General features: G+C 69.0%; 17 protein-coding genes. 6 read left to right on the forward strand and 11 right to left on the reverse strand.

Annotation, left to right across the window (positions count from 1 at the left end):
• The first annotated feature begins 2 nt into the window (after window positions 1–2).
• A complete protein-coding gene (locus tag EHF44_RS08385; protein ID WP_124683319.1) occupies window positions 3–1142 on the forward strand; it encodes a PilT/PilU family type 4a pilus ATPase in 1140 nt (379 codons plus the stop codon).
• Between the two features lie 55 nt (window positions 1143–1197).
• The gene (locus EHF44_RS08390; RefSeq protein ID WP_124683320.1) at window positions 1198–1692 is read left to right on the forward strand and encodes a glutathione peroxidase; all 495 of its coding nucleotides are present in this window, start codon (window positions 1198–1200) and stop codon (window positions 1690–1692) included.
• A gap of 34 nt (window positions 1693–1726) precedes the next feature.
• Here EHF44_RS08390 and EHF44_RS08395 read toward each other — a convergent pair whose 3' ends face one another.
• The 10 genes from EHF44_RS08395 to EHF44_RS08440 form a co-directional block, all read right to left on the reverse strand.
• Window positions 1727–2419 (reverse strand): helix-turn-helix transcriptional regulator, encoded by a 693-nt coding sequence (locus EHF44_RS08395; RefSeq protein ID WP_124683321.1) that lies wholly within the window; start codon window positions 2417–2419, stop codon window positions 1727–1729.
• Between the two features lie 13 nt (window positions 2420–2432).
• On the reverse strand, window positions 2433–2846 hold the full coding sequence (locus tag EHF44_RS08400) for a VOC family protein (protein WP_124683322.1): 414 nt from the start codon (window positions 2844–2846) through the stop codon (window positions 2433–2435).
• 84 nt (window positions 2847–2930) lie between these two features.
• Window positions 2931–3656, reverse strand: coding sequence for an LrgB family protein (locus EHF44_RS08405; protein ID WP_124683323.1), 726 nt, complete (start codon window positions 3654–3656; stop codon window positions 2931–2933).
• Entirely contained in the window at window positions 3653–4027 is a 375-nt protein-coding gene (locus EHF44_RS08410; protein ID WP_124683324.1) for a CidA/LrgA family protein, read from the reverse strand. Before EHF44_RS08410 ends, EHF44_RS08405 begins: the two co-directional genes overlap by 4 nt.
• 128 nt (window positions 4028–4155) lie before the next feature.
• Window positions 4156–5418, reverse strand: coding sequence for a glycolate oxidase subunit GlcF (gene glcF / locus EHF44_RS08415; RefSeq protein WP_124683325.1), 1263 nt, complete (start codon window positions 5416–5418; stop codon window positions 4156–4158).
• A 33-nt stretch (window positions 5419–5451) separates the two neighbouring features.
• Window positions 5452–6555, reverse strand: a complete 1104-nt coding sequence (glcE, locus tag EHF44_RS08420; protein ID WP_124683326.1) for a glycolate oxidase subunit GlcE — start codon at window positions 6553–6555, stop codon at window positions 5452–5454.
• A 39-nt stretch (window positions 6556–6594) separates the two neighbouring features.
• Window positions 6595–7521 carry an ion transporter gene (locus tag EHF44_RS08425; RefSeq protein ID WP_124683327.1) on the reverse strand — a complete coding sequence of 309 codons (927 nt, stop codon included), beginning with the start codon at window positions 7519–7521 and terminating at the stop codon, window positions 6595–6597.
• A 56-nt stretch (window positions 7522–7577) separates the two neighbouring features.
• Window positions 7578–9080 (reverse strand): FAD-linked oxidase C-terminal domain-containing protein, encoded by a 1503-nt coding sequence (locus EHF44_RS08430; protein ID WP_124683328.1) that lies wholly within the window; start codon window positions 9078–9080, stop codon window positions 7578–7580.
• A 203-nt stretch (window positions 9081–9283) separates the two neighbouring features.
• Entirely contained in the window at window positions 9284–10174 is an 891-nt protein-coding gene (locus EHF44_RS08435) for a LysR substrate-binding domain-containing protein (RefSeq protein ID WP_124683329.1), read from the reverse strand.
• Window positions 10175–10183: 9 nt separating this feature from the next.
• The gene (locus EHF44_RS08440; RefSeq protein WP_124683330.1) at window positions 10184–11602 is read right to left on the reverse strand and encodes an FAD-binding oxidoreductase; all 1419 of its coding nucleotides are present in this window, start codon (window positions 11600–11602) and stop codon (window positions 10184–10186) included.
• A 209-nt stretch (window positions 11603–11811) separates the two neighbouring features.
• Here EHF44_RS08440 and EHF44_RS08445 point away from each other — a divergent pair, with 209 nt between their 5' ends.
• The 4 genes from EHF44_RS08445 to pabB all read left to right on the forward strand — a co-directional run bounded on the left by EHF44_RS08445 (window position 11812) and on the right by pabB (window position 17770).
• Entirely contained in the window at window positions 11812–12372 is a 561-nt protein-coding gene (locus EHF44_RS08445; protein ID WP_124685038.1) for a cob(I)yrinic acid a,c-diamide adenosyltransferase, read from the forward strand.
• A gap of 166 nt (window positions 12373–12538) precedes the next feature.
• A complete protein-coding gene (dnaK, locus tag EHF44_RS08450; RefSeq protein WP_124683331.1) occupies window positions 12539–14485 on the forward strand; it encodes a molecular chaperone DnaK in 1947 nt (648 codons plus the stop codon).
• Window positions 14486–14659: 174 nt separating this feature from the next.
• Window positions 14660–15799, forward strand: a complete 1140-nt coding sequence (dnaJ, locus tag EHF44_RS08455; protein WP_124683332.1) for a molecular chaperone DnaJ — start codon at window positions 14660–14662, stop codon at window positions 15797–15799.
• 60 nt (window positions 15800–15859) lie between these two features.
• The gene (pabB, locus tag EHF44_RS08460) at window positions 15860–17770 is read left to right on the forward strand and encodes an aminodeoxychorismate synthase component I (RefSeq protein WP_124683333.1); all 1911 of its coding nucleotides are present in this window, start codon (window positions 15860–15862) and stop codon (window positions 17768–17770) included.
• Window positions 17771–18483: 713 nt separating this feature from the next.
• Here pabB and panB read toward each other — a convergent pair.
• The gene (gene panB, locus EHF44_RS08465) at window positions 18484–19305 is read right to left on the reverse strand and encodes a 3-methyl-2-oxobutanoate hydroxymethyltransferase (RefSeq protein ID WP_124683334.1); all 822 of its coding nucleotides are present in this window, start codon (window positions 19303–19305) and stop codon (window positions 18484–18486) included.
• Between the last annotated feature and the right edge of the window lie 27 nt (window positions 19306–19332).

Raw genomic sequence — 19332 nt, forward strand, 5'->3', positions numbered from 1 at the left:
GCATGCTAGACCGCGAAAGCGCCTCGAAGTACATCAACGACCTGCTGGAGCTGATGGTGAACAACCGCGGCTCGGACCTGTTCATCACGTCGGAATTCCCGCCCGCGATCAAGGTGGACGGCAAGATCACGCCGGTGTCGCAGCAGCCGCTGAACCCGACGCAGGCCCTGGGGCTGGTGCGATCGATCATGAACGAGCGCCAGGTGAAGGAGTTCGACGACACGCGCGAGTGCAACTTCGCCATCACGGCGCCCAACGCCGGGCGGTTCCGCGTATCGGCGTTCATCCAGCAGGGCCGGGCCGGCATGGTGGTGCGGACGATCAACACGCGCATCCCGTCGGTGGAGGACCTGGACCTGCCGCCGTCGCTGCATGACATCGTCATGTCCAAGCGCGGCCTGGTGATCGTCACCGGCGCCACGGGGTCGGGCAAGTCGACGTCGCTGGCGGCGATGCTGGACCACCGCAACGCGCACTCGTACGGCCACATCATCACGATCGAGGACCCGATCGAGTACGTGCACGCGCACCAGAACTGCATCGTCACGCAGCGCGAGGTGGGCATCGACACCGAGTCGTGGCACATCGCGCTCAAGAACACGCTGCGCCAGGCGCCCGACGTGATCCTGATCGGCGAAATCCGCGACCGCGAGACCATGGAGTACGCGATGCAGTACGCCGAGACGGGCCACCTGTGCCTGGCCACGCTGCACGCGAACAACGCCAACCAGGCCATCGACCGGATCGTCAACTTCTTCCCCGAGGAAAAGCGCCAGCAGTTGCTGATCGACCTGTCGCTGAACCTGAAGGCGATGATCTCGCAGCGGCTGCTGCCGCGCGCCGGCCGCAAGGGCCGCGTGCCGGCCGTGGAGATCATGATCGGCACGCCGCTGGTGGCCGACCTGATCTTCAAGGGCGAGATCCACGAGCTCAAGGAAGTCATCAAGAAATCGCGCGAGCAGGGCATGATCTCGTTCGACCAGGCGCTGTTCGAGCTGTACGAGGCCGACAAGATCACGTACGAGGACGCGCTCAAGAACGCCGACTCGCTGAACGACCTGCGCCTGATGATCAAGCTGCACAGCACGCGCCACCGCGACGCCGACCTGGGCGCCGGCACCGAGCACCTGAACGTGATCTGACGCGCCGGGAGCCGGGCGCGGTATCCTTGCGCCCATCCCCACCAGGAGACCGACGATGCAAAACGTCTACCAGTTCGAAGCCAGCTCGCTGGCGGGCCAGCCGGTGCCGCTGGCCGACTTCCGCGGCAAGGTGCTGCTGATCGTCAACACGGCGAGCGAGTGCGGGTTCACGCCGCAGTACGCTGGGCTGCAGGCGCTGCAGGACGCCTACCAGACGCGCGGTTTCGACGTGCTGGGCTTTCCGTGCAACCAGTTCGGCAAGCAGGAGCCTGGCGATGCCGAGCAGATCGGCGCGTTCTGCGAGTCGCGCTTCCACGTCACGTTTCCGATGTTCGCCAAGATCGACGTGAACGGCGCCGACGCCCACCCGCTCTACAAGTGGCTGACCTCCGAGAAGCCGGGCCTGCTGGGGACCCAGGCGATCAAGTGGAATTTCACCAAGTTCCTGCTGCGCCGCGACGGCACGATCTTCAAGCGCTACGCGCCGACGACCAAGCCCGACGAAATCCGCGCCGACATCGAGACGCTGCTGAGCGACCCGGGCGCCTGAGCGCCCCTGCCCTGTATCGCCGCCACCGCCACGGTCAGCCGTGGCAATCGTTGCTGACCGCCCGCAGGAAGCCGTTGAGCGAGCGTTCGGACGTTTCCTGGAAGTGCTCGGCCAGCATGGTGAGTTGGCGGCAGCGGTCGAGCCGGAAGCTGCGGTAGTCCTCGCGCGCCGTGCACCACGCCGCCACGAGCCAGACATTGCCCCAGAAGAACAGCCCCAGCGGCTGCACCACGCGCACGGTGTCGCGCTGCTGCGCGTCGCGGTAATCGATCTGCAGCAGCCGCTGCGCGCCGATGGCCGTGTGGACGATGTCGAACGCGTCGCGCACGGCCGGCTGGTTCACGTACTCGGGCGCGAAGATCCGGCTCTGCTGGGCGGCCAGCCGGCGCTGCGGCGGCAGCGCGCCCATCAGCTTTTCCAGCGACGGCTCGGCCGCGGCGGCCAGCGCGCCGCCGCCCCACGCCTTGAGCAGGCGCAGGCCGGCCACCATCGCCTCTACCTCCAGCGACGTGAACATCAGCGGCGGCACGTCGTAGTCGGGCCGCAGCCGATAGCCGATGCCAGCCTCGCCCTCGACGGGCACGCCGGACAGCGACAGCGCCTGGATATCGCGATAGACCGTCCGCTCGGACACGCCCAGCCGCTGGGCCAGCAGCGCCGCCGTGGTCAGGCGGCGGCCCCGCAGGACCTGCACGATCTGGAAGAGGCGGTCGGCGCGTCGGCTCATGGCGGATGGCGGGTCAGTAGGCGGCGGCGGTTTCGGCCGGCTGCGCTTGCGGCATCGTGGCCGGCTCGTGCAGGCCGATCCGGTTGCCTTCGCTGTCGGTGATGTGGGCGTAGCGGCCCATGTTGTCGGGTAGCTGCACCGGCCCGCGCACGGTCCGGCCGCCGGCGTAGGCCACGCGGGCCAGCATGTCGTCCAGCTGCGGCGCGTTCAGGTACGGCACCGGCCCGTAGAACGCGCTGGAGCGGTACTGGTCGCCGCGCACCAGCGCGCCGCCATCGACATGGGTGAACACCGCAAGCTCCTCGTCGCCAAGGGTCTCCCGGCGCAGCGGATGCTCGAACACCGCCTCGTAGAACTGGATCGCGCGCTGCATGTCGGTCACCGGAATTTCGAGCCAGTTGACCAGGGCATTGGATGGTTGGGCCATGGTGGCGCTCCTCATCGTCGTTGGGGAGACCGGATGATGCGCGGCGCCTCCTGACAGCGTGCTGTCAGGAGCCTGTCAGGGGCCTCAACGCGGCATCCAGGCGGCCATCACCGGGACCAGGATGGCGGTCAGCACGCCGTTCAGGCCCATGCCCAGCGCCGAGAACGCGCCGGCCTCCTGGCTGACCTGGAACGCCCGCGCCGTGCCGATGCCGTGCGCCGCCACCCCGGTGGCAAAGCCGCGCACCGTGTAGTCGCGCACGCGCAGCAGATTCAGCAGCCCGGTGGCGCTGACCGCGCCGATGATGCCGGTGGCCATCACCAGCACGGCCGTCAGCGACGGCAGCCCGCCGATCTTCTCGGACACGCCCATCGCGATCGGGATCGTCACCGACTTCGGCGCCAGCGAGCGCACCACCTCCGGCGACGCGCCCAGCAGGTAGGCGATGCCGACCGCCGACACCACCGCCGCCACCGACCCCGCCAGCAGGCCCACCAGCAGCGGCAGCACGTTGCTGCGCAGCTTCGGTAGCTGGGTGTACAGCGGCACCGCCAGCGCCACGGTAGCCGGCCCGAGCAGGAAGTGGACGAACTGGGCGCCGTCGAAATAGGTCTTGTACGGCGTGCCCGTGACGGTCAGCACGGTGACGAGGATGGCCACCGAGATCATGACCGGATTGGCCAGCGGCGAGAACTTCGCCCGCTCGTAGATGCGGAACGCGAACACGTAGGCGATCAGCGTGGCCGTGAGCCCGATCAGCGGGCTGGCGGCCAGGTACACCCAGATTTCATTGAGGCGCGGCGACATCATGGCTGCGCTCCCGCGTCGGCCGGGGCTTCCCGGGGCGGTTTGCGCATCAGCGCCCGCGTGACCAGCGCCGTGACGGCGATGGCGATCCACGTGGAGAGCACCAGTGCGATGACGATCGGCATCCACTCGCTGCCAATGCGGTTGGCATGGACCATGATGCCCACCCCGGCCGGCACGAACAGCAGCGACAGGTGCTTGAGCAGCTCGCTGGCCGACCCCTGGATCACGGGCAGCAGCCGGTTGTCGAAGACGAGCCAGCCAAACAGGAGCAGCATGCCGATCACCGGACCGGGCACGGGCAGGCGCAGCGCGTAGCTGATGACCTCGCCCACGGTCTGGAAGACCAGCAGGATCGCGAAAGTCTGAAGCATGGGGGCAGCTTGGGAACCGAAGTGCCGACATGGTACTCCCGTACAAGCCGCGTGCAAGGGTGTCGGCAGCGCCGGATTAGCTCCCCTCTCCCACGATGCGGGAGAGGGGAGACAACATCGGGACTACTTCACCCCACCGCCACGCCGGCCATCATCCGGTCCACCAGTTCCACCCAGTGCATCACCGGCGTTTCCGTGCCGCTCTGCAGGTGCGTGATGCAGCCGATGTTGGCCGTGACGATGGAATCGGGCGACGTGGCCTGGAGCTTGTCGAGCTTGTCGTCGCGCAGCCGGTATGACAGCTCCGGCTGCAGCACGGAGTAGGTGCCCGCCGATCCGCAGCACAGGTGGCTGTCGGCGCAGAGCCGCACGTCCACGCCCAGGCGGGTCAGCAGCGCCTCCACGTTGCCGCGGATCTGCTGGCCGTGCTGGAGCGTGCAGGGCGGATGCCACGCCACGCGGCGGCCGTCGCGCGGCACGGCGCCGGCCAGCCGGTGCAGGTCGTCGGCAAAGTCGGGCAGCAGTTCGGACAGGTCGCGCGTCAGTGCCGACACCCGGGCCGCCTTCTCCGCGTAGCGCGGGTCGTTGCGCAGCAGGTGGCCGTAATCCTTGACCATCGCGCCGCAGCCGGACGCGGTCATGACGATGGCCTCCGCGCCGGCCTCGATATGCGGCCACCATGCTTCGATGTTGGCGCGCATGTTGTCCAGCCCGCCGGCATGATCGCTCGTGTGGAAGCGGATGGCGCCACAGCAGCCGGCCTGGGGCGCCACCACCAGTTGCACGCCCAGCTTGTCGAGCACCCGGGCCGTGGCGGCATTGATGTTGGGCGACATGGCGGGCTGCACACAACCGTCGAGCAACAACATCTTGCGTGGATGCTCGGTGCGCGGCCACGTGCCGGGCGGGGTGGGATGGGCCGGCACCTTGTTGCGCAGCGCCTGCGGCAGCAGCGGGCGCACCACCTGGCCGAGCTTCAGCGCCGGGCCAAACAGCGCCGGCCGCGTCAGCCCCTCGCGCAGCAGCCAGCGGGCAATGCGCTGGCCCGCCGGGCGCTGCACGCCCTGTTCGGCCAGGCGGTCGTCAACGAGTTGCCGGCCGATGTCGACCAGCCGCCCGTACGTCACGCCAGACGGGCAGGTGGATTCGCAGTTGCGGCAGGTCAGGCAGCGGTCCAGGTGCACGCGCGTGCTTTCCGTCACCGGGTTGCCTTCCAGCACCTGTTTCATCAGGTAGATGCGCCCGCGCGGGCCGTCCAGCTCGTCGCCCAGCAACTGGTACGTGGGGCAGGTGGCCGTGCAGAAGCCGCAATGCACGCATTTGCCGACGATGGACTTCGCCTCTTCGCCCTCGGGGGTGTTGCGCAGGAATTCGGCCAGGGTGGTTTGCATGGTGGGGGATCGTGATGTTGGCGCGGGGCGCGATCAGAGGCCGGGGTAGAGGCGCTGCGGGTTGAAGATGCCCGCCGGGTCGAAGCTGGCCTTGAGCCGCTTGTGGATGGCGGCCAGCGGCGCGGCCAGCGGCGTGAAGACGCCCACGGCCTTGTCGCCATTGCGGAACAGCGTGGCGTGGCCGCCGGCGGCCTGGGCGATGGCGCGCACGTGGTCGGCCGATGCCGCGCTGGCATCCGGCGCCAGCCACCAGCGCTGGCCGCCGCCCCATTCCACCAGCGTGCTGCCGGGCAGGTCCAGCGGCGGCGTCACCGTCGGCACGGCAATGCGCCACAGCGCGTGGCCGGCCTCGCGCGCCGGCGTGAAGAACGGGTGGGTCTGCTCGCGCAGCGCCGCCCAGAGCTGGGCGCCGTGGCTGGCATCCACCGTCTCGCCGCCCAGGCTCTCGCGCGCGGCGCGCACGGCCGCCGTGGCGCCGGACAGCCGCACGTGCAGCACCCCGTCATGCCACGCCGACGCCGCGATCGGCAGCGGCTTGCCGCCCCACTTGTTGAGCTGGTCGATGGCTTCCGCCTGCGCCATGCCAAAGCGCAGCGTGGCGTCGTCGAACGGCACCGGCAGCACCTTCAGCGACACCTCGGTGATCAGCCCCAGCGTGCCCAGCGACCCGGCCAGCAGCCGCGACACGTCGTAGCCGGCCACGTTCTTCATCACCTGCCCGCCGAAGTTCAGGATCTCGCCCTGGCCGTCCATCAACTGGGCGCCGAGCACGAAATCGCGCAGCGCGCCCACCGCCTGGCGGCGCGGCCCGGACAGCCCCGCCGCCACCGCGCCGCCCAGCGTGGCGCTGCTGCCCTGGCCCGGCGCGGCAAAGTGCGGCGGCTCGAAGGCCAGCATCTGCCGATGACCGGCCAGCGTGTCCTCGATCTCGGCCAGCGGCGTGCCGCAGCGCGCCGTGATTACCAGTTCGGCCGGATCGTAGTCGACGATGCCGCGGTAGGCACGCGTGTCCAGCACCGTGCCGGACAGGGCCTGGCCGTAGAAATCCTTGCTGCCGCCGCCGCGCAGGCGCAGCGGCGTGTGGCTGTCGCGGGCCTGGCGGATCGCATCGCGGAAGGCGTCGAGAGTGGCTTGCATGGGGACGTGGTTATCGTTGTCGGAATGGGGGGCGGGGCGTCACTGGTCGGGCGGCCGGGCGCCCGGTGCGTTGTCGATCGCGCCTTCAAGCTTCGAGTCGGACTGGTACTCGGGCAGCTCGGTGCCGCAGTGCTTGCAGAAGCGGGCGCCGGGCTCGTGTCCCTCGGTCAGGCAGTGCTCGCAGCTGCGCGTGGTCAGCGGCCGCTTGATGATGCTGGCGGCCAGCTCGGCGCCGACGATGCCGGTCGGGAAGGCGATGATCCCGTAGCCCAGCAGGATAGTCAGCGACGTGATGAACTGGCCCACGGGCGTGCGCGGCACGATGTCGCCAAAGCCCGTGGTGGTCAGCGTCACGATGGCCCAGTACATGCTGAGCGGAATGCTCGTGAAGCCGTTCTCGGGACCTTCCACCACGTACATCACGGTGCCCAGGATCACGGTGATGATGAACACGGTGCCCAGGAACACGAAGATCTTGCGGCGGCTGTTGGACAGCGCCCGGGCCAGGATCTCGGCTTCCTCGAAGTAGACGGTCAGCTTCAGGATCCGGAACACGCGCAGCAGCCGCAGCAGCCGCACGTCGATCAGGAACGCCAGCTCCGGCACGAAGAACGACGCCCAGGTGGGCATGATCGAGATGAAGTCGATGATGCCGTAGAAGCTCAGCGCGTAGCGGAGCGGGCGCCGTACCACGGCCAGCCGCATGCAGTACTCGGCCGTGAACAGCAGCGTGAACATCCATTCCAGCACCGTGAACAGCGTGCCGAAGCGCGCGTGGATGGACGGCGTGCTGTCCAGCATCACCACCAGCACGCTGGCGACGATGGCCACCAGCAGCACTTCGTCGAACAGGCGCCCCTGGCGCGTGTCGGCTTCGAAGATGATCGTGTACCAGCGCTGGCGCCAGCCGGATTCGGGCTGGCCCAGGCGTTGGCGGTTCAGGGCGTTGAGGTTGCGGTTCGGCATATCGGACGGTCGGATTTCGGAAAAGGCGGCGCGCCGATCCCGTTGCCACGCGCCGGTCAGAAGCGCGGCAGGTCCGGGTGCGGCAGCAGGCCGCGCCTGACGTGCATCTTGCCGTATTCGGCGCAGCGCGCGAGCGTGGGGATGGCCTTGTCCGGGTTGAGCAGCCGCGCGGGGTCGAAGGCCGCCTTCACGCCGAAGAACGCCTCGCATTCCTCGCGCGAGAACTGCACGCACATCGAGTTCAGCTTTTCCACCCCCACGCCGTGCTCGCCGGTCACGGTACCGCCCAGCTCCACGCAGGTCTCAAGGATGTCGGAGCCGAACAGCTCGGCGCGGTGCCACTCGTCCACGTCGCCGCCATCGAACAGGATCAGGGGATGCATGTTGCCATCGCCGGCGTGGAACACGTTGATGCATCGCAAGCCGTACTTGTGCTCCATCTGCTCGATGCGCTTGAGCAGCGTGCCGATGTGCTTGCGCGGGATCGTGCCGTCCATGCAGTAGTAGTCGGGCGAGATCCGGCCCGCCGCCGGGAACGCGTTCTTGCGGCCGCTCCAGAAGCGCAGCCGCTCGGCCTCGTTCTGCGACACGGTGATCCGCGTGGCGCCCGACGCGCGCAGCACCTCGCTCATCCGGCCGATTTCCTCGGCCACTTCCTCGGGCGTGCCGTCGGACTCGCAGAGCAGGATGGCGGCCGCGTCCAGGTCGTAGCCGGCCTTGACGAATTCCTCCACGGCGGCCGTGGCGGGGCGGTCCATCATCTCCAGGCCGGCCGGGATGATGCCGGCCGCGATCACGTCGGCCACGGCGTTGCCGCCTTTTTCCACGTCGTCGAAGCTGGCCATGATGACCTGCGCAAGCTGGGGCTTGGGCACCAGCCGCACGGTGACCTCGGTGACCAGGGCCAGCATGCCCTCGGAGCCGATCACGGTGGCCAGCAGGTCCAGCCCGGGCGAATCCGGCGCCTCCGAGCCGAACACCACGACGTCACCCTCCATCGTCACGGCGCGCACGCGCAGCACGTTGTGGACGGTCAGGCCGTACTTCAGGCAGTGGACGCCGCCCGAGTTCTCGGCCACGTTGCCGCCGATGGAGCAGGCGATCTGCGACGACGGATCGGGCGCGTAATAGAGATTGTGCGGCGCGGCGGCCTCGGAGATTGCCAGGTTGCGCACGCCGGGCTGGACCACGGCCGTGCGCGCGTACGGATCGACCGACACGATGCGCTTGAACTTGGCCAGCGACAGCACCAGCCCGCCGGCAATCGGCATGGCGCCGCCAGACAGGCTCGTGCCCGACCCGCGCGGCACCACGGGCACGCCCAGTTCGTGGCACAGCCGCAGCACGGCGCAGACCTGGTCCTCGGTGTCGGGCAGCACCACGGCGTCGGGCACCTGGCGGTAGGCGGCCAGGCCATCGCACTCGTAGGGAATGGTGTCCTCGGCCTTCCACAGCACGGCGGACGCGGGCAGGATGGCCGCAAGCCGGGCCAGCAGCGTGGCGCGGCGCGACTCGGCGGATACTTCCGCGACGGGGTGGGCGTCTTGCGGGGCGTTCATGGCAGCAACTCCTGTGACGGACCGGGCGCCGCGCACGGGATTGACACGCGAAGCGCCAGTGCACGGCCGGGACGGCAGACTATAGCGCAGGCCCCTCGCCAGGCGGGCCCCGGCGCACGTGAATTCGGCATGGCAACCCGATCAAAATGGTTCATGCCGGCCGCCGCGGGCCGGGGGACGATTCCAGCGTAGTGGCTCGGACGCTACCAGTCCAGCCCGAGCAGCCAGTCGATGAAGTAGCGCGCCTCGGGCATCAGCGGCGCCTGTTCGCGCTCCACGATGTAGTAGCCGTGCGGCGACACCGACTCGATATCCAGCAGCTTGACCATCTGGCCCGCCGCCAGCCACTGCCGCGCCATGCGCTGCCGCACCAGCCCCACGCCCTGGTTCGAGACGATGGCTTCCAGCATCAGCCCGATGTCGTTGAACTGGGCGCCGGTCTGCGGCTCGGGCCAGTCCAGGCCGGCGGTCTCGAACCACGGCCGCCATGGCTCCAGCGGGCTGCGCAGCAGCGTCAGGTTGTGCAGGTCCTCGGGCTTGGTCACCGCGAAGCCGTTCACCCGTTCGTAGTATTCCCGCCCGCAGGCCGGAAACACCTGCTCCACCAGCAGCCGCGTGGTCTTCAGGTCCGGATAGCGGCCCGTGCCGTAGCGGATCTCGATGTCGGTGTCCTCGGCCTTGACGTCCAGGAACGGCACCGCCAGGTGCAGCTCCAGGTCGATATGCGGGTACAGCGCGCTGAACTCGGGCAGGCGCGGCACCAGGTGCTGGCGGCCGAACGTGGGCGGGATGGCCACCCGCAGCCGCGTGCGCAGCTTGTTGTACTCGGGCCGGGCCAGTTCGTTGAGCGACTTCAGCGCGTCCTGCACGTTGCGCTGGTAGCGCGTGCCGGCGGCGGTCAGCCGCAGCGCGGCGTTGGAACGCACGAACAGGTCCTCGCCCCACAGCTCCTCAAGGTTCTTGATCCGGTGCGACACCGCGCTGGGCGTGACCGACAGCTCCTCGGCCGCGCGGGCAAAGCTGCCCAGCCGCGCCGCCGATTCGAACGCGATCAGCAGGTGCAGCGGCGGCACACGTTGGAAAACCGATGCCATGGCCGTGGCTCAGCGCGTGGCGCTGAAGATCTTGCCCGGGTTCAGGATGTGGTTCGGATCGAGCGCGTCCTTGATCGCCCGCATCAGGTCCAGCGCGTCCTCGCCATGCTCCTGCACGAGGAAGCCCATCTTGTGCAGCCCCACGCCGTGCTCGCCGGTGCAGGTGCCGCCCATCGACAGCGCCCGTTCGACGATGCGGCGGTTGATCGCCTCGGCCTCGGCCATTTCCTCGGGCCGGGCCGTGTCCACCAGGATCGCCACGTGGAAATTGCCGTCGCCGACGTGGCCGACGATGGGGCAGGGCAGCGACGACGCGTTCAGGTCGCGCTCGGTCTCGGTCACGCAGTCGGCCAGGCGCGAGATCGGCACGCAGACGTCGGTGGTTACCGCGCGGCAGCCCGGCTTGAGCTGCAGCATGGCGAAGTAGGCCGTGTGGCGCGCGTTCCAGAGCCGCGAGCGGTCTTCGGGGCGGGTGGCCCATTCGAAGCCCTGGCCGCCGTGCTCGGCGACGATTTCCTGCACGGTCTCGGCCTGCTCGCGCACGCCTGCCTCGGTGCCGTGGAATTCGAAGAACAGGTGCGGGGTTTCGGGCAGCGTCAGGTTGTCGTGCCGGTTGATCGCGCGGATGGCCAGCGCATCGACAAACTCCACGCGGGCCACCGGCACGCCAAGCTGGATGGTCTGGATGGTCGCGCGCACGGCGTCGCCCATGCTCGGGAACGCGCAGACGGCCGCCGAGATGGCCTCCGGCTGCGGGTACAGGCGCACGGTGACCTCGGTGATGATGCCCAGCGTGCCCTCGCTGCCGATGAACAGGCGCGTCAGGTCGTAGCCGGCCGACGACTTGCGCGCCTGGGTGCCGGTGCGGATCACGCGGCCGTCGGCCGTCACCACGGTCAGCGCCAGCACGTTCTCGCGCATGGTGCCGTAGCGCACGGCGTTGGTGCCCGATGCCCGGGTGGCGCACATGCCGCCCAGCGACGCATCGGCGCCCGGATCGATCGGGAAGAACAGCCCGGTGTCCTTGATCTCCTGGTTGAGCTGCTTGCGCGTCACGCCGGGCTGGACCGTGACGGTCAGGTCCTCGGGGTGCACGGCCAGCACGCGGTTCATCTGGGACAAGTCCAGGCTGACGCCGCCGGCCACAGCCAGCAGGTGGCCTTCCAGCGACGACCCGGCGCCGTAGGGAATCAGCGGCACGCCGTGGGCGTTGCACAGCCGCGCCACGTCGGCCACTTCCTCGGTGGTGTGGGCAAAGACCACGGCGTCAGGCAGCGCGGGCGGAAACGGCGACTCGTCGCGGCCGTGATGGTCGCGCACGCCGGCCGAGGTGGAGAACCGCTCGGCAAAGCGGGCCGACAGGGCGTCGGCCAGCGCGGACGGGAACAGACGGCGCGCCAGGGCGGCGGCAGGGGTGGGGTGGTTCATGCGGGTCTCCGGGCGGGCCGTATGGCGCTGTATGCAGTCGAATGCCGCTATTCTACGACCGGCCTACGCCGCGCGCGCCCCCGGATCGGTGGGCTTTTGCCGTCACCGGGCCGATAAACGGCCAGCCCGAGCCGGAAGCAGGCCATAATTGCGCCGCTTGACCGGGCCGATCGGCCCCGGACACACCCTCATTGACCAAGGAGACCGGCATGGGCAACCGCCTGTCCAAGATTGCCACGCGCACCGGCGACGCCGGCACCACCGGCCTGGGCGACGGCAGCCGCGTGGGCAAGAACAGCCTGCGCATCGCCGCCATCGGCGACGTCGACGAGCTGAATTCCCATCTCGGCCTGCTGCTGACCGAGCCGGGCCTGCCCGACGACGTGCGCGACGCGCTGCTCCATATCCAGCACGACCTGTTCGACCTGGGCGGCGAGCTGTCGATCCCCGGCTACACGCTGCTCCAGCCGCCCCAGGTGGCCCAGCTCGACGCCTGGCTGGACCACTACAACGCCAGCCTGCCGCGGCTGGCCGAGTTCATTCTGCCCGGCGGCAGCCGTGCCGCCGCCCAGGCCCACGTCTGCCGCACCGTGGCGCGCCGCGCCGAGCGGTCGCTGGTGGAGCTGGGCGCCGCCGAAGCGCTCAACGAGGCGCCGCGTCAGTACCTGAACCGGCTCTCGGACCTGCTGTTCGTGCTGGCCCGCGTGCTGAACCGCGCGGGCGGCGGCAGCGACGTGCTCTGGCAGCGCACCCGGCACCCCGAAAAGTAATTTATACGTAACATTCGTCCGAAGGCGGGCGCAGACGGCCAAAAACCGAGAAATTTACTCGGCATTGCCGATTTCGCCCTTGAAATGGCCCGGGACGGCCACATTTCGCCCTCAGTCGAGTATGCAAGCCCCTGATGAGAGACAGGGCGAATAAGGAGAGAACACTATGGGTAAGATCATCGGTATCGACCTCGGTACCACCAATAGCTGCGTGTCGGTGCTGGAAGGCAACACGCCGAAGGTCATCGAGAACTCGGAAGGCGCCCGCACGACGCCGTCGATCATCGCCTACATGGAAGACGGCGAGATCCTGGTGGGCGCGCCCGCCAAGCGCCAGGCCGTCACGAACCCGCGCAACACGCTGTACGCCGTGAAGCGCCTGATCGGCCGCAAGTTCGAGGAAAAGGAAGTCCAGAAGGACATCGGCCTGATGCCGTACGCCATCGTCAAGGCCGACAACGGCGACGCATGGGTGGGTGTGCGCGACCAGAAGCTGGCCCCGCCGCAGGTGTCCGCCGAAGTGCTGCGCAAGATGAAGAAGACCGCCGAGGACTACCTGGGCGAGCCGGTGACCGAGGCCGTGATCACGGTGCCGGCGTACTTCAATGATTCCCAGCGTCAGGCCACCAAGGATGCCGGCCGCATCGCCGGCCTGGACGTCAAGCGCATCATCAACGAGCCGACCGCGGCCGCGCTGGCGTTCGGCATGGACAAGAACGAGAAGGGCGACCGCAAGATCGCCGTCTATGACCTGGGCGGCGGCACGTTCGACATCTCGATCATCGAGATCGCCGACGTGGACGGCGAGAAGCAGTTCGAGGTGCTGTCGACCAACGGCGACACGTTCCTGGGCGGCGAGGACTTCGACCAGCGGATCATCGACTACATCATCGGCGAGTTCAAGAAGGAACAGGGCGTCGACCTGTCGAAGGACGTGCTGGCCCTGCAGCGCCTGAAGGAAGCGGCCGAGAAGGCCAAGATCGAGCTGTCGAGCTCGCAGCAGACCGAGATCAACCTGCCGTACATCACGGCCGACGCCTCGGGCCCGAAGCACCTGAACCTGAAGATCACGCGCGCCAAGCTCGAAGCGCTGGTGGAAGACCTGATCTCGCGCACGATCGACCCGTGCCGCACCGCGATCAAGGACGCCGGCGTCAAGGTCAGCGACATCGACGACGTGATCCTGGTGGGCGGCATGACCCGCATGCCCAAGGTGCAGGAGCAGGTGCGCGAGTTCTTCGGCAAGGAAGCCCGCAAGGACGTGAACCCGGACGAAGCCGTGGCCGTGGGTGCCGCCATCCAGGGCTCGGTGCTGTCGGGCGACCGTACCGACGTGCTGCTGCTGGACGTGACGCCGCTGTCGCTGGGCATCGAGACGCTGGGCGGCGTGATGACCAAGATGATCAGCAAGAACACGACCATCCCGACCAAGCATGCCCAGGTGTTCTCCACCGCCGACGACAACCAGCCGGCCGTGACGATCAAGGTGTTCCAGGGCGAGCGCGAGATGGCCAGCGGCAACAAGCTGCTGGGCGAATTCAACCTGGAAGGCATTCCGCCGTCGCCGCGCGGCACGCCGCAGATCGAGGTCTCGTTCGACATCGACGCGAACGGCATCCTGCACGTGGGCGCCAAGGACAAGGCCACCGGCAAGGAAAACCGCATCACGATCAAGGCGAACTCGGGCCTGTCGGAAGACGAGATCCAGCGCATGGTCAAGGACGCCGAGGCCAACGCCGAGGAAGACAAGAAGGCCCGCGAGCTGGCTGACGCCCGCAACCAGGCCGACGCGCTGATCCACTCGACCCGCAAGGCCGTGACCGAGCATGGCGACAAGCTGGAGGCCGGTGAGAAGGAAAAGATCGAAACGGCGATCAAGGAACTGGAAGACGCCGCACGCGGCGGCGACAAGGCCGAGATCGACGCCAAGGTGGCGGCGCTGTCCGAAGCCAGCCAGAAGCTGGGCGAGAAGGTCTACGCCGAGATGCAGGCCAAGGCTGGCGAAGCCGGCGCCGCGGGCGCGGCCGGTGGCGCGGGCGCGCAGCAGCAGGCCCAGCCGCAGGACGACAACGTCGTGGATGCCGAATTCAAGGAAGTGAACGACAAGAAGTAAGCGGGACGGGGGCGGCGGCGCCAGGTGATGCCGGCGCCGCCGCCCGCCCCCCACGCCGGGCGACGGTGGTCTGACTTGCGGTGCAAACCACGGTCGGACACCGCGCTCGGCTTTTTTGCTTATCGCGCGGCGGGGTTTTTCCAGACCCGCCGGGCCAATCAGGTATGAGCCACCATGGCAAAACGTGACTACTACGAAGTGCTCGGGGTAGGCAAGAACGCGAGCGACGACGAGATCAAGAAGGCTTATCGCAAGCTCGCGATGAAATTCCATCCGGACCGCAATCCGGACAACAAGGAAGCCGAGGAAAAATTCAAGGAGGTCAAGGAAGCCTACGAGATGCTTTCCGACCCCGAGAAGAAGGCGGCCTACGACCAGTATGGCCACGCCGGCGTGGACCCGAACATGGCCGGCGGATTTGGTGCCGGCGGGTTTGGCGGCGGCGGCTTTGCCGAGGCATTCGGCGACATCTTCGGCGACATCTTCGGCCAGGCGGCCGCCGGTGGCCGCCGGGGCAACGGCCCGCAGGCGTATCGCGGCGCCGACCTGCGCTACAGCATGGAAATCTCGCTGGAGCAGGCCGCGCACGGCCACGAGGCGCAGATCCGCGTGCCGCACTGGGACGACTGCGACCACTGCCACGGCAAGGGCGCCGAGCCGGGGTCGTCGGTGGAAACCTGCCCGACCTGCAACGGCATCGGCCAGGTGCGCGTGTCGCAGGGCTTCTTCACGATGCAGCAGACCTGCCCGAAGTGCCACGGCAGCGGCAAGTTCATCCCCAAGCCGTGCACCAAGTGCCACGGCCAGGGCAAGCTGAAGTCGCAGAAGACGCTGGAGGTCAAGATCCCGGCCGGGATCGACGAAGGCATGCGCATCCGCTCGTCGGGCAACGGCGAGCCGGGCATCAACGGCGGGCCGCCGGGCGATCTCTACGTCGAAGTGCACATCAAGCCGCACGAGGTGTTCGAGCGCGACGGCGACGACCTGCACTGCCAGATGCCGATCTCGTTCGCCACGGCGGCGCTGGGCGGCGAGCTGGAAGTGCCGACGCTGGGCGGCAAGGCCAGCTTCCCGGTGCCCGAGGGCACGCAGGCCGGCAAGACGTTCCGGCTGCGCGGCAAGGGCATCAAGGGCGTGCGCTCGGGCTATCCTGGCGACCTCTACGTCCATGTGCTCGTTGAGACGCCGGTCAAGCTGACCGACGCCCAGAAGGAACTGCTGCGCCAGTTCGACCGCTCGGTTCACGAAGGCGGCTCGCGCCACAGCCCGCAGGAGCAATCCTGGCTGGACAAGGTGAAGAGCTTCTTCAGCTGATCCGGCGGCGGCTGGAAACTGAAACCGGCTACGTGCGCAACGTGGCCGGTTTTTTTATGTATGGTTGGTGCAGGATGGCCCGCCCGCCGCCGCACAACCCACCACGCCCGCGCCTTGTCCGACTTTTCCGATCCTTTCGTCCTTCTCGATGACGCCCACGCGCCCGGCGTGGCCGCGTCGCGCCTGTACACCGGCTTCGCGCGCCAGGACGTGCTGCCGGCCGGCACCGACCCCGCCACGCTGGACGCGCTGCTGGCGCAGGGCTGGCAGGCCGGCCTGCACGCCGCGCTGTTCGCGCCCTACGAGTACGGCGGCCATCTGGTCGACGCGCCGGTGCACGTCGACACGGCGCTGCCGTTCCACGATGGCGCGCTGCGGCTGATGTGGTTCCGGTCGCTGGCGCGGCTCGACGCCGGCGCGGTGGCGGCCTGGCTGGACGCGCGCCGCCAGCCCGGCCCGGCCGGCGTGCTCGGCGTGGCCGCCAACCTGTCGCGCCAGCAGTACGCCGACGCCATCGCCCGCATCCACGCCTATATCGCGGCCGGCGACACCTACCAGGTCAACTTCACGCAGCGGCTGCGCTTCCAGGCGTTCGGCGACCCGGTGGCGTTCTACGCGGCGCTGCGCGCGGCCCAGCCGGTGCCGTTCGGCGCGCTGGCCCGGCTGCCCGGCGATGGCTGGGTGCTGTCGCTGTCGCCGGAACTGTTCGTCGCGCACGATGGCGACGGGCATCTGGTGGCCCGGCCGATGAAGGGCACGGCCCCGCGCACCGGCGATGCCGACGCCGACGCCCGGTCGGCAAGGGTGCTGGCCGCCGATCCGAAGAACCGGGCCGAGAACGTGATGATCGTCGACCTGCTCCGCAACGACCTCGGGCGGCTGGCCGTGCCGGGCAGCGTCCAGGTGCCGGCGCGCTTCATCGTCGAACCGTTCGGCCGGGTGCTGCAGATGACGTCGACGGTCACCGCCACCGCGCGGCCGGCCACGTCGTTCGGGGCGACCATGCAGGCGCTGTTTCCGTGCGGGTCGATCACCGGCGCGCCGAAGCGGCGGACCATGCAGATCATCGCCGAACTGGAGACGGCGCCGCGCGGACTCTACACCGGCGCCATCGGCTGGCTCGACGCCCCGCGCGATGCGCAGACGCTGGGCGCGTTCGGGCTGTCCGTCGCCATCCGCACGCTGGTGCTGGGGCCGGTGGCCGACGACGGCCTGCGGCGCGGCGAAATGGGCGTGGGCGGCGGCATCGTCCACGACAGCGTGGCCGACGACGAATTCGCCGAGTGCGGCTGGAAGGCGCGCTTCCTGACGGCTCACGATCCGGGCTTCACGCTATTCGAGACCATGCACGCGCGCGACGGGGTGGTCCGGCACCGCGAGCGGCACCTGGCCCGCATCGCGGGCTCGTGCCACGCGTTCGGCTTCGCCATCGACCTGCCGGCCGTGCGCGCGGCGCTGCAGGCCGAAGCGGGCCGGCTTGGCGATGGCGACTGGCGTCTGCGGATGGCAATCGACAAGCAGGGCGCGGTCACGTTCGCCAGCGGCGCGCTGGCCCCGCTGCCGGCGGGCGAGGTGGCCGTCGAACTGGGGGACACGCCGCTGCCGGTGGCAGATCCGCTGCGGCGCCACAAGCACAGCGCACGCGCCACCTTCGACCAGGGCTGGCAGGCCGCCGAGCAGGCCGGCGCATTCGACCGCCTGTTCTTCAACACACGCGGCGAACTGCTGGAAGGCGGGCGCTCGTCGGTGTTCGTCAAGGTCGACGGGCAATGGCTGACCCCGCCGCTGTCGGCCGATATCCTGCCCGGCGTGATGCGGGCCGTGGTGATCGAGGAAGGAGATGCGGCAATCGACGGCCCGGTGAAAGAGGCGCCGGTGACACGGGACATGGTGCTGCGCGCCGAGTCGGTAGTCATCGGCAATGCACTGCGCGGCGTGATGCGGGTGAGGGTGCGGCGGCAGCGGGATTGACGAGGCGTGTAGCTCCGCGCGGTTTTCTCCTATCTCCCGCGCGCGGGAGAGGGGTCGGGGGAGAGGGCCAGCGGCTCAACCTGCGAGACGCCCGTCTGGTCGTTCAAGCGCCGGCCCTCACCCCCAGCCCCTCTCCCGCAGGCGAGAGAGGGGAGCCAAACCAAGCTACGGCATTACGTTTGCGCCCGGCTTACTCCACGTGCGGGGGAGATGGGAGCAACGCCCCCGGTTACCCGTGTCGTAGCCCGTGGTTTTCTCCCCTCTCCCGCGCGCGGGAGAGGGGTCGGGGGAGAGGGCCAGAGGGTCAGGCCGCGAGACGCCCGTCTGGTCGTGCAAGCGCCGGCCCTCACCCCCAGCCCCTCTCCCGCAGGCGGGAGAGGGGAGCCAAACCAAGCTACCGCATTACGCTTGCGCCCGGCTTGCTTCACGGGCGCGGGAGATGGGAGCACCCCCGGCATTACCCGTGCCGTAGCCCGCGGTTTTCTCCCCTCTCCCGCGCGCGGGAGAGGGGTCGGGGGAGAGGGCCAGCGGCTCAACCTGCGAGACGCCCGTATGGTCGTGCAAGCGCCGGCCCTCACCCCCGACCCTTCTCCCGCAGGCGTGAGAGGGGAGCCAAACCAAGCTACGGCATTACGTTTGCGCCCGGCTTACTCCACGCGCGCGGGAGAGGGAAGCCAACCAAGCGAGCCATCACGGCTGGCCGGAGCCGTCGCTCAAGCCGAAAACGTGTGTTCTTCCGCCGGGAAGCTGCTGTCCTTCACGGCGGTCACGTAGGCCCGTACGGCGGCCTCGATCGAGGTCTGGCCTTCCATGAAGTTGCGGACGAACTTGGCCTTGCGGCCGGGGTAGATGTTCAGCATGTCCTGCAGCACCAGCACCTGGCCCGAGCAGTCCACGCCGGCGCCGATGCCGATGGTGGGCACTTTCAGCAGCGCGGTGACTTCGCCGGCCAGCTTGGCGGGGACGGCTTCCATCAGGATGACCTGCGCGCCGGCCGCTTCCAGGGCTTGCGCGTCGCGCTTCAGTTGCGCGGCGCCGGCCTCGGTCTTGCCCTGCACCTTGAAGCCGCCGAACGCGTGCACGGACTGCGGCGTCAGGCCGATGTGGGCGCAGACCGGGATGCTGCGCTCGACCAGGAACTTCACGATGGGCGCCAGCCATTCGCCGCCTTCGAGCTTGACCATCTGCGCGCCGGCGCGCATCAGCGTGGCGGCGCTCTCGAACGCCTTCTCGGGCGTGGGATAGGTGCCGAACGGCAGGTCCGTCACCAGCAGCGCGGTCTGGTTGCCGCGCGCCACGCATTCGGTGTGGTAGGCCATGTGCTCCAGCGTGACGGGCAGCGTGGTCTGCTGGCCCTGCATCACGTTGCCCAGCGAATCGCCGACCAGGATCATCTCCACGCCGCAGTAGTCGAGCAGCGCGGCGAAGCTGGAGTCGTAGGCGGTCAGCATGGCGATCTTGTCGCCCGCGTCGCGCATGGCCTGCAGCCGGGGGATCGTGACGGTCTTGCGGGAGGGATCGAGGAGGTAACTCATGGCGGTGCCCGTAGGAGTGGCGGCCGT

It is taken from the genome of Cupriavidus pauculus, from assembly GCF_003854935.1.
GTDB classification, from domain to species: Bacteria; Pseudomonadota; Gammaproteobacteria; order Burkholderiales; family Burkholderiaceae; genus Cupriavidus; species Cupriavidus pauculus_C.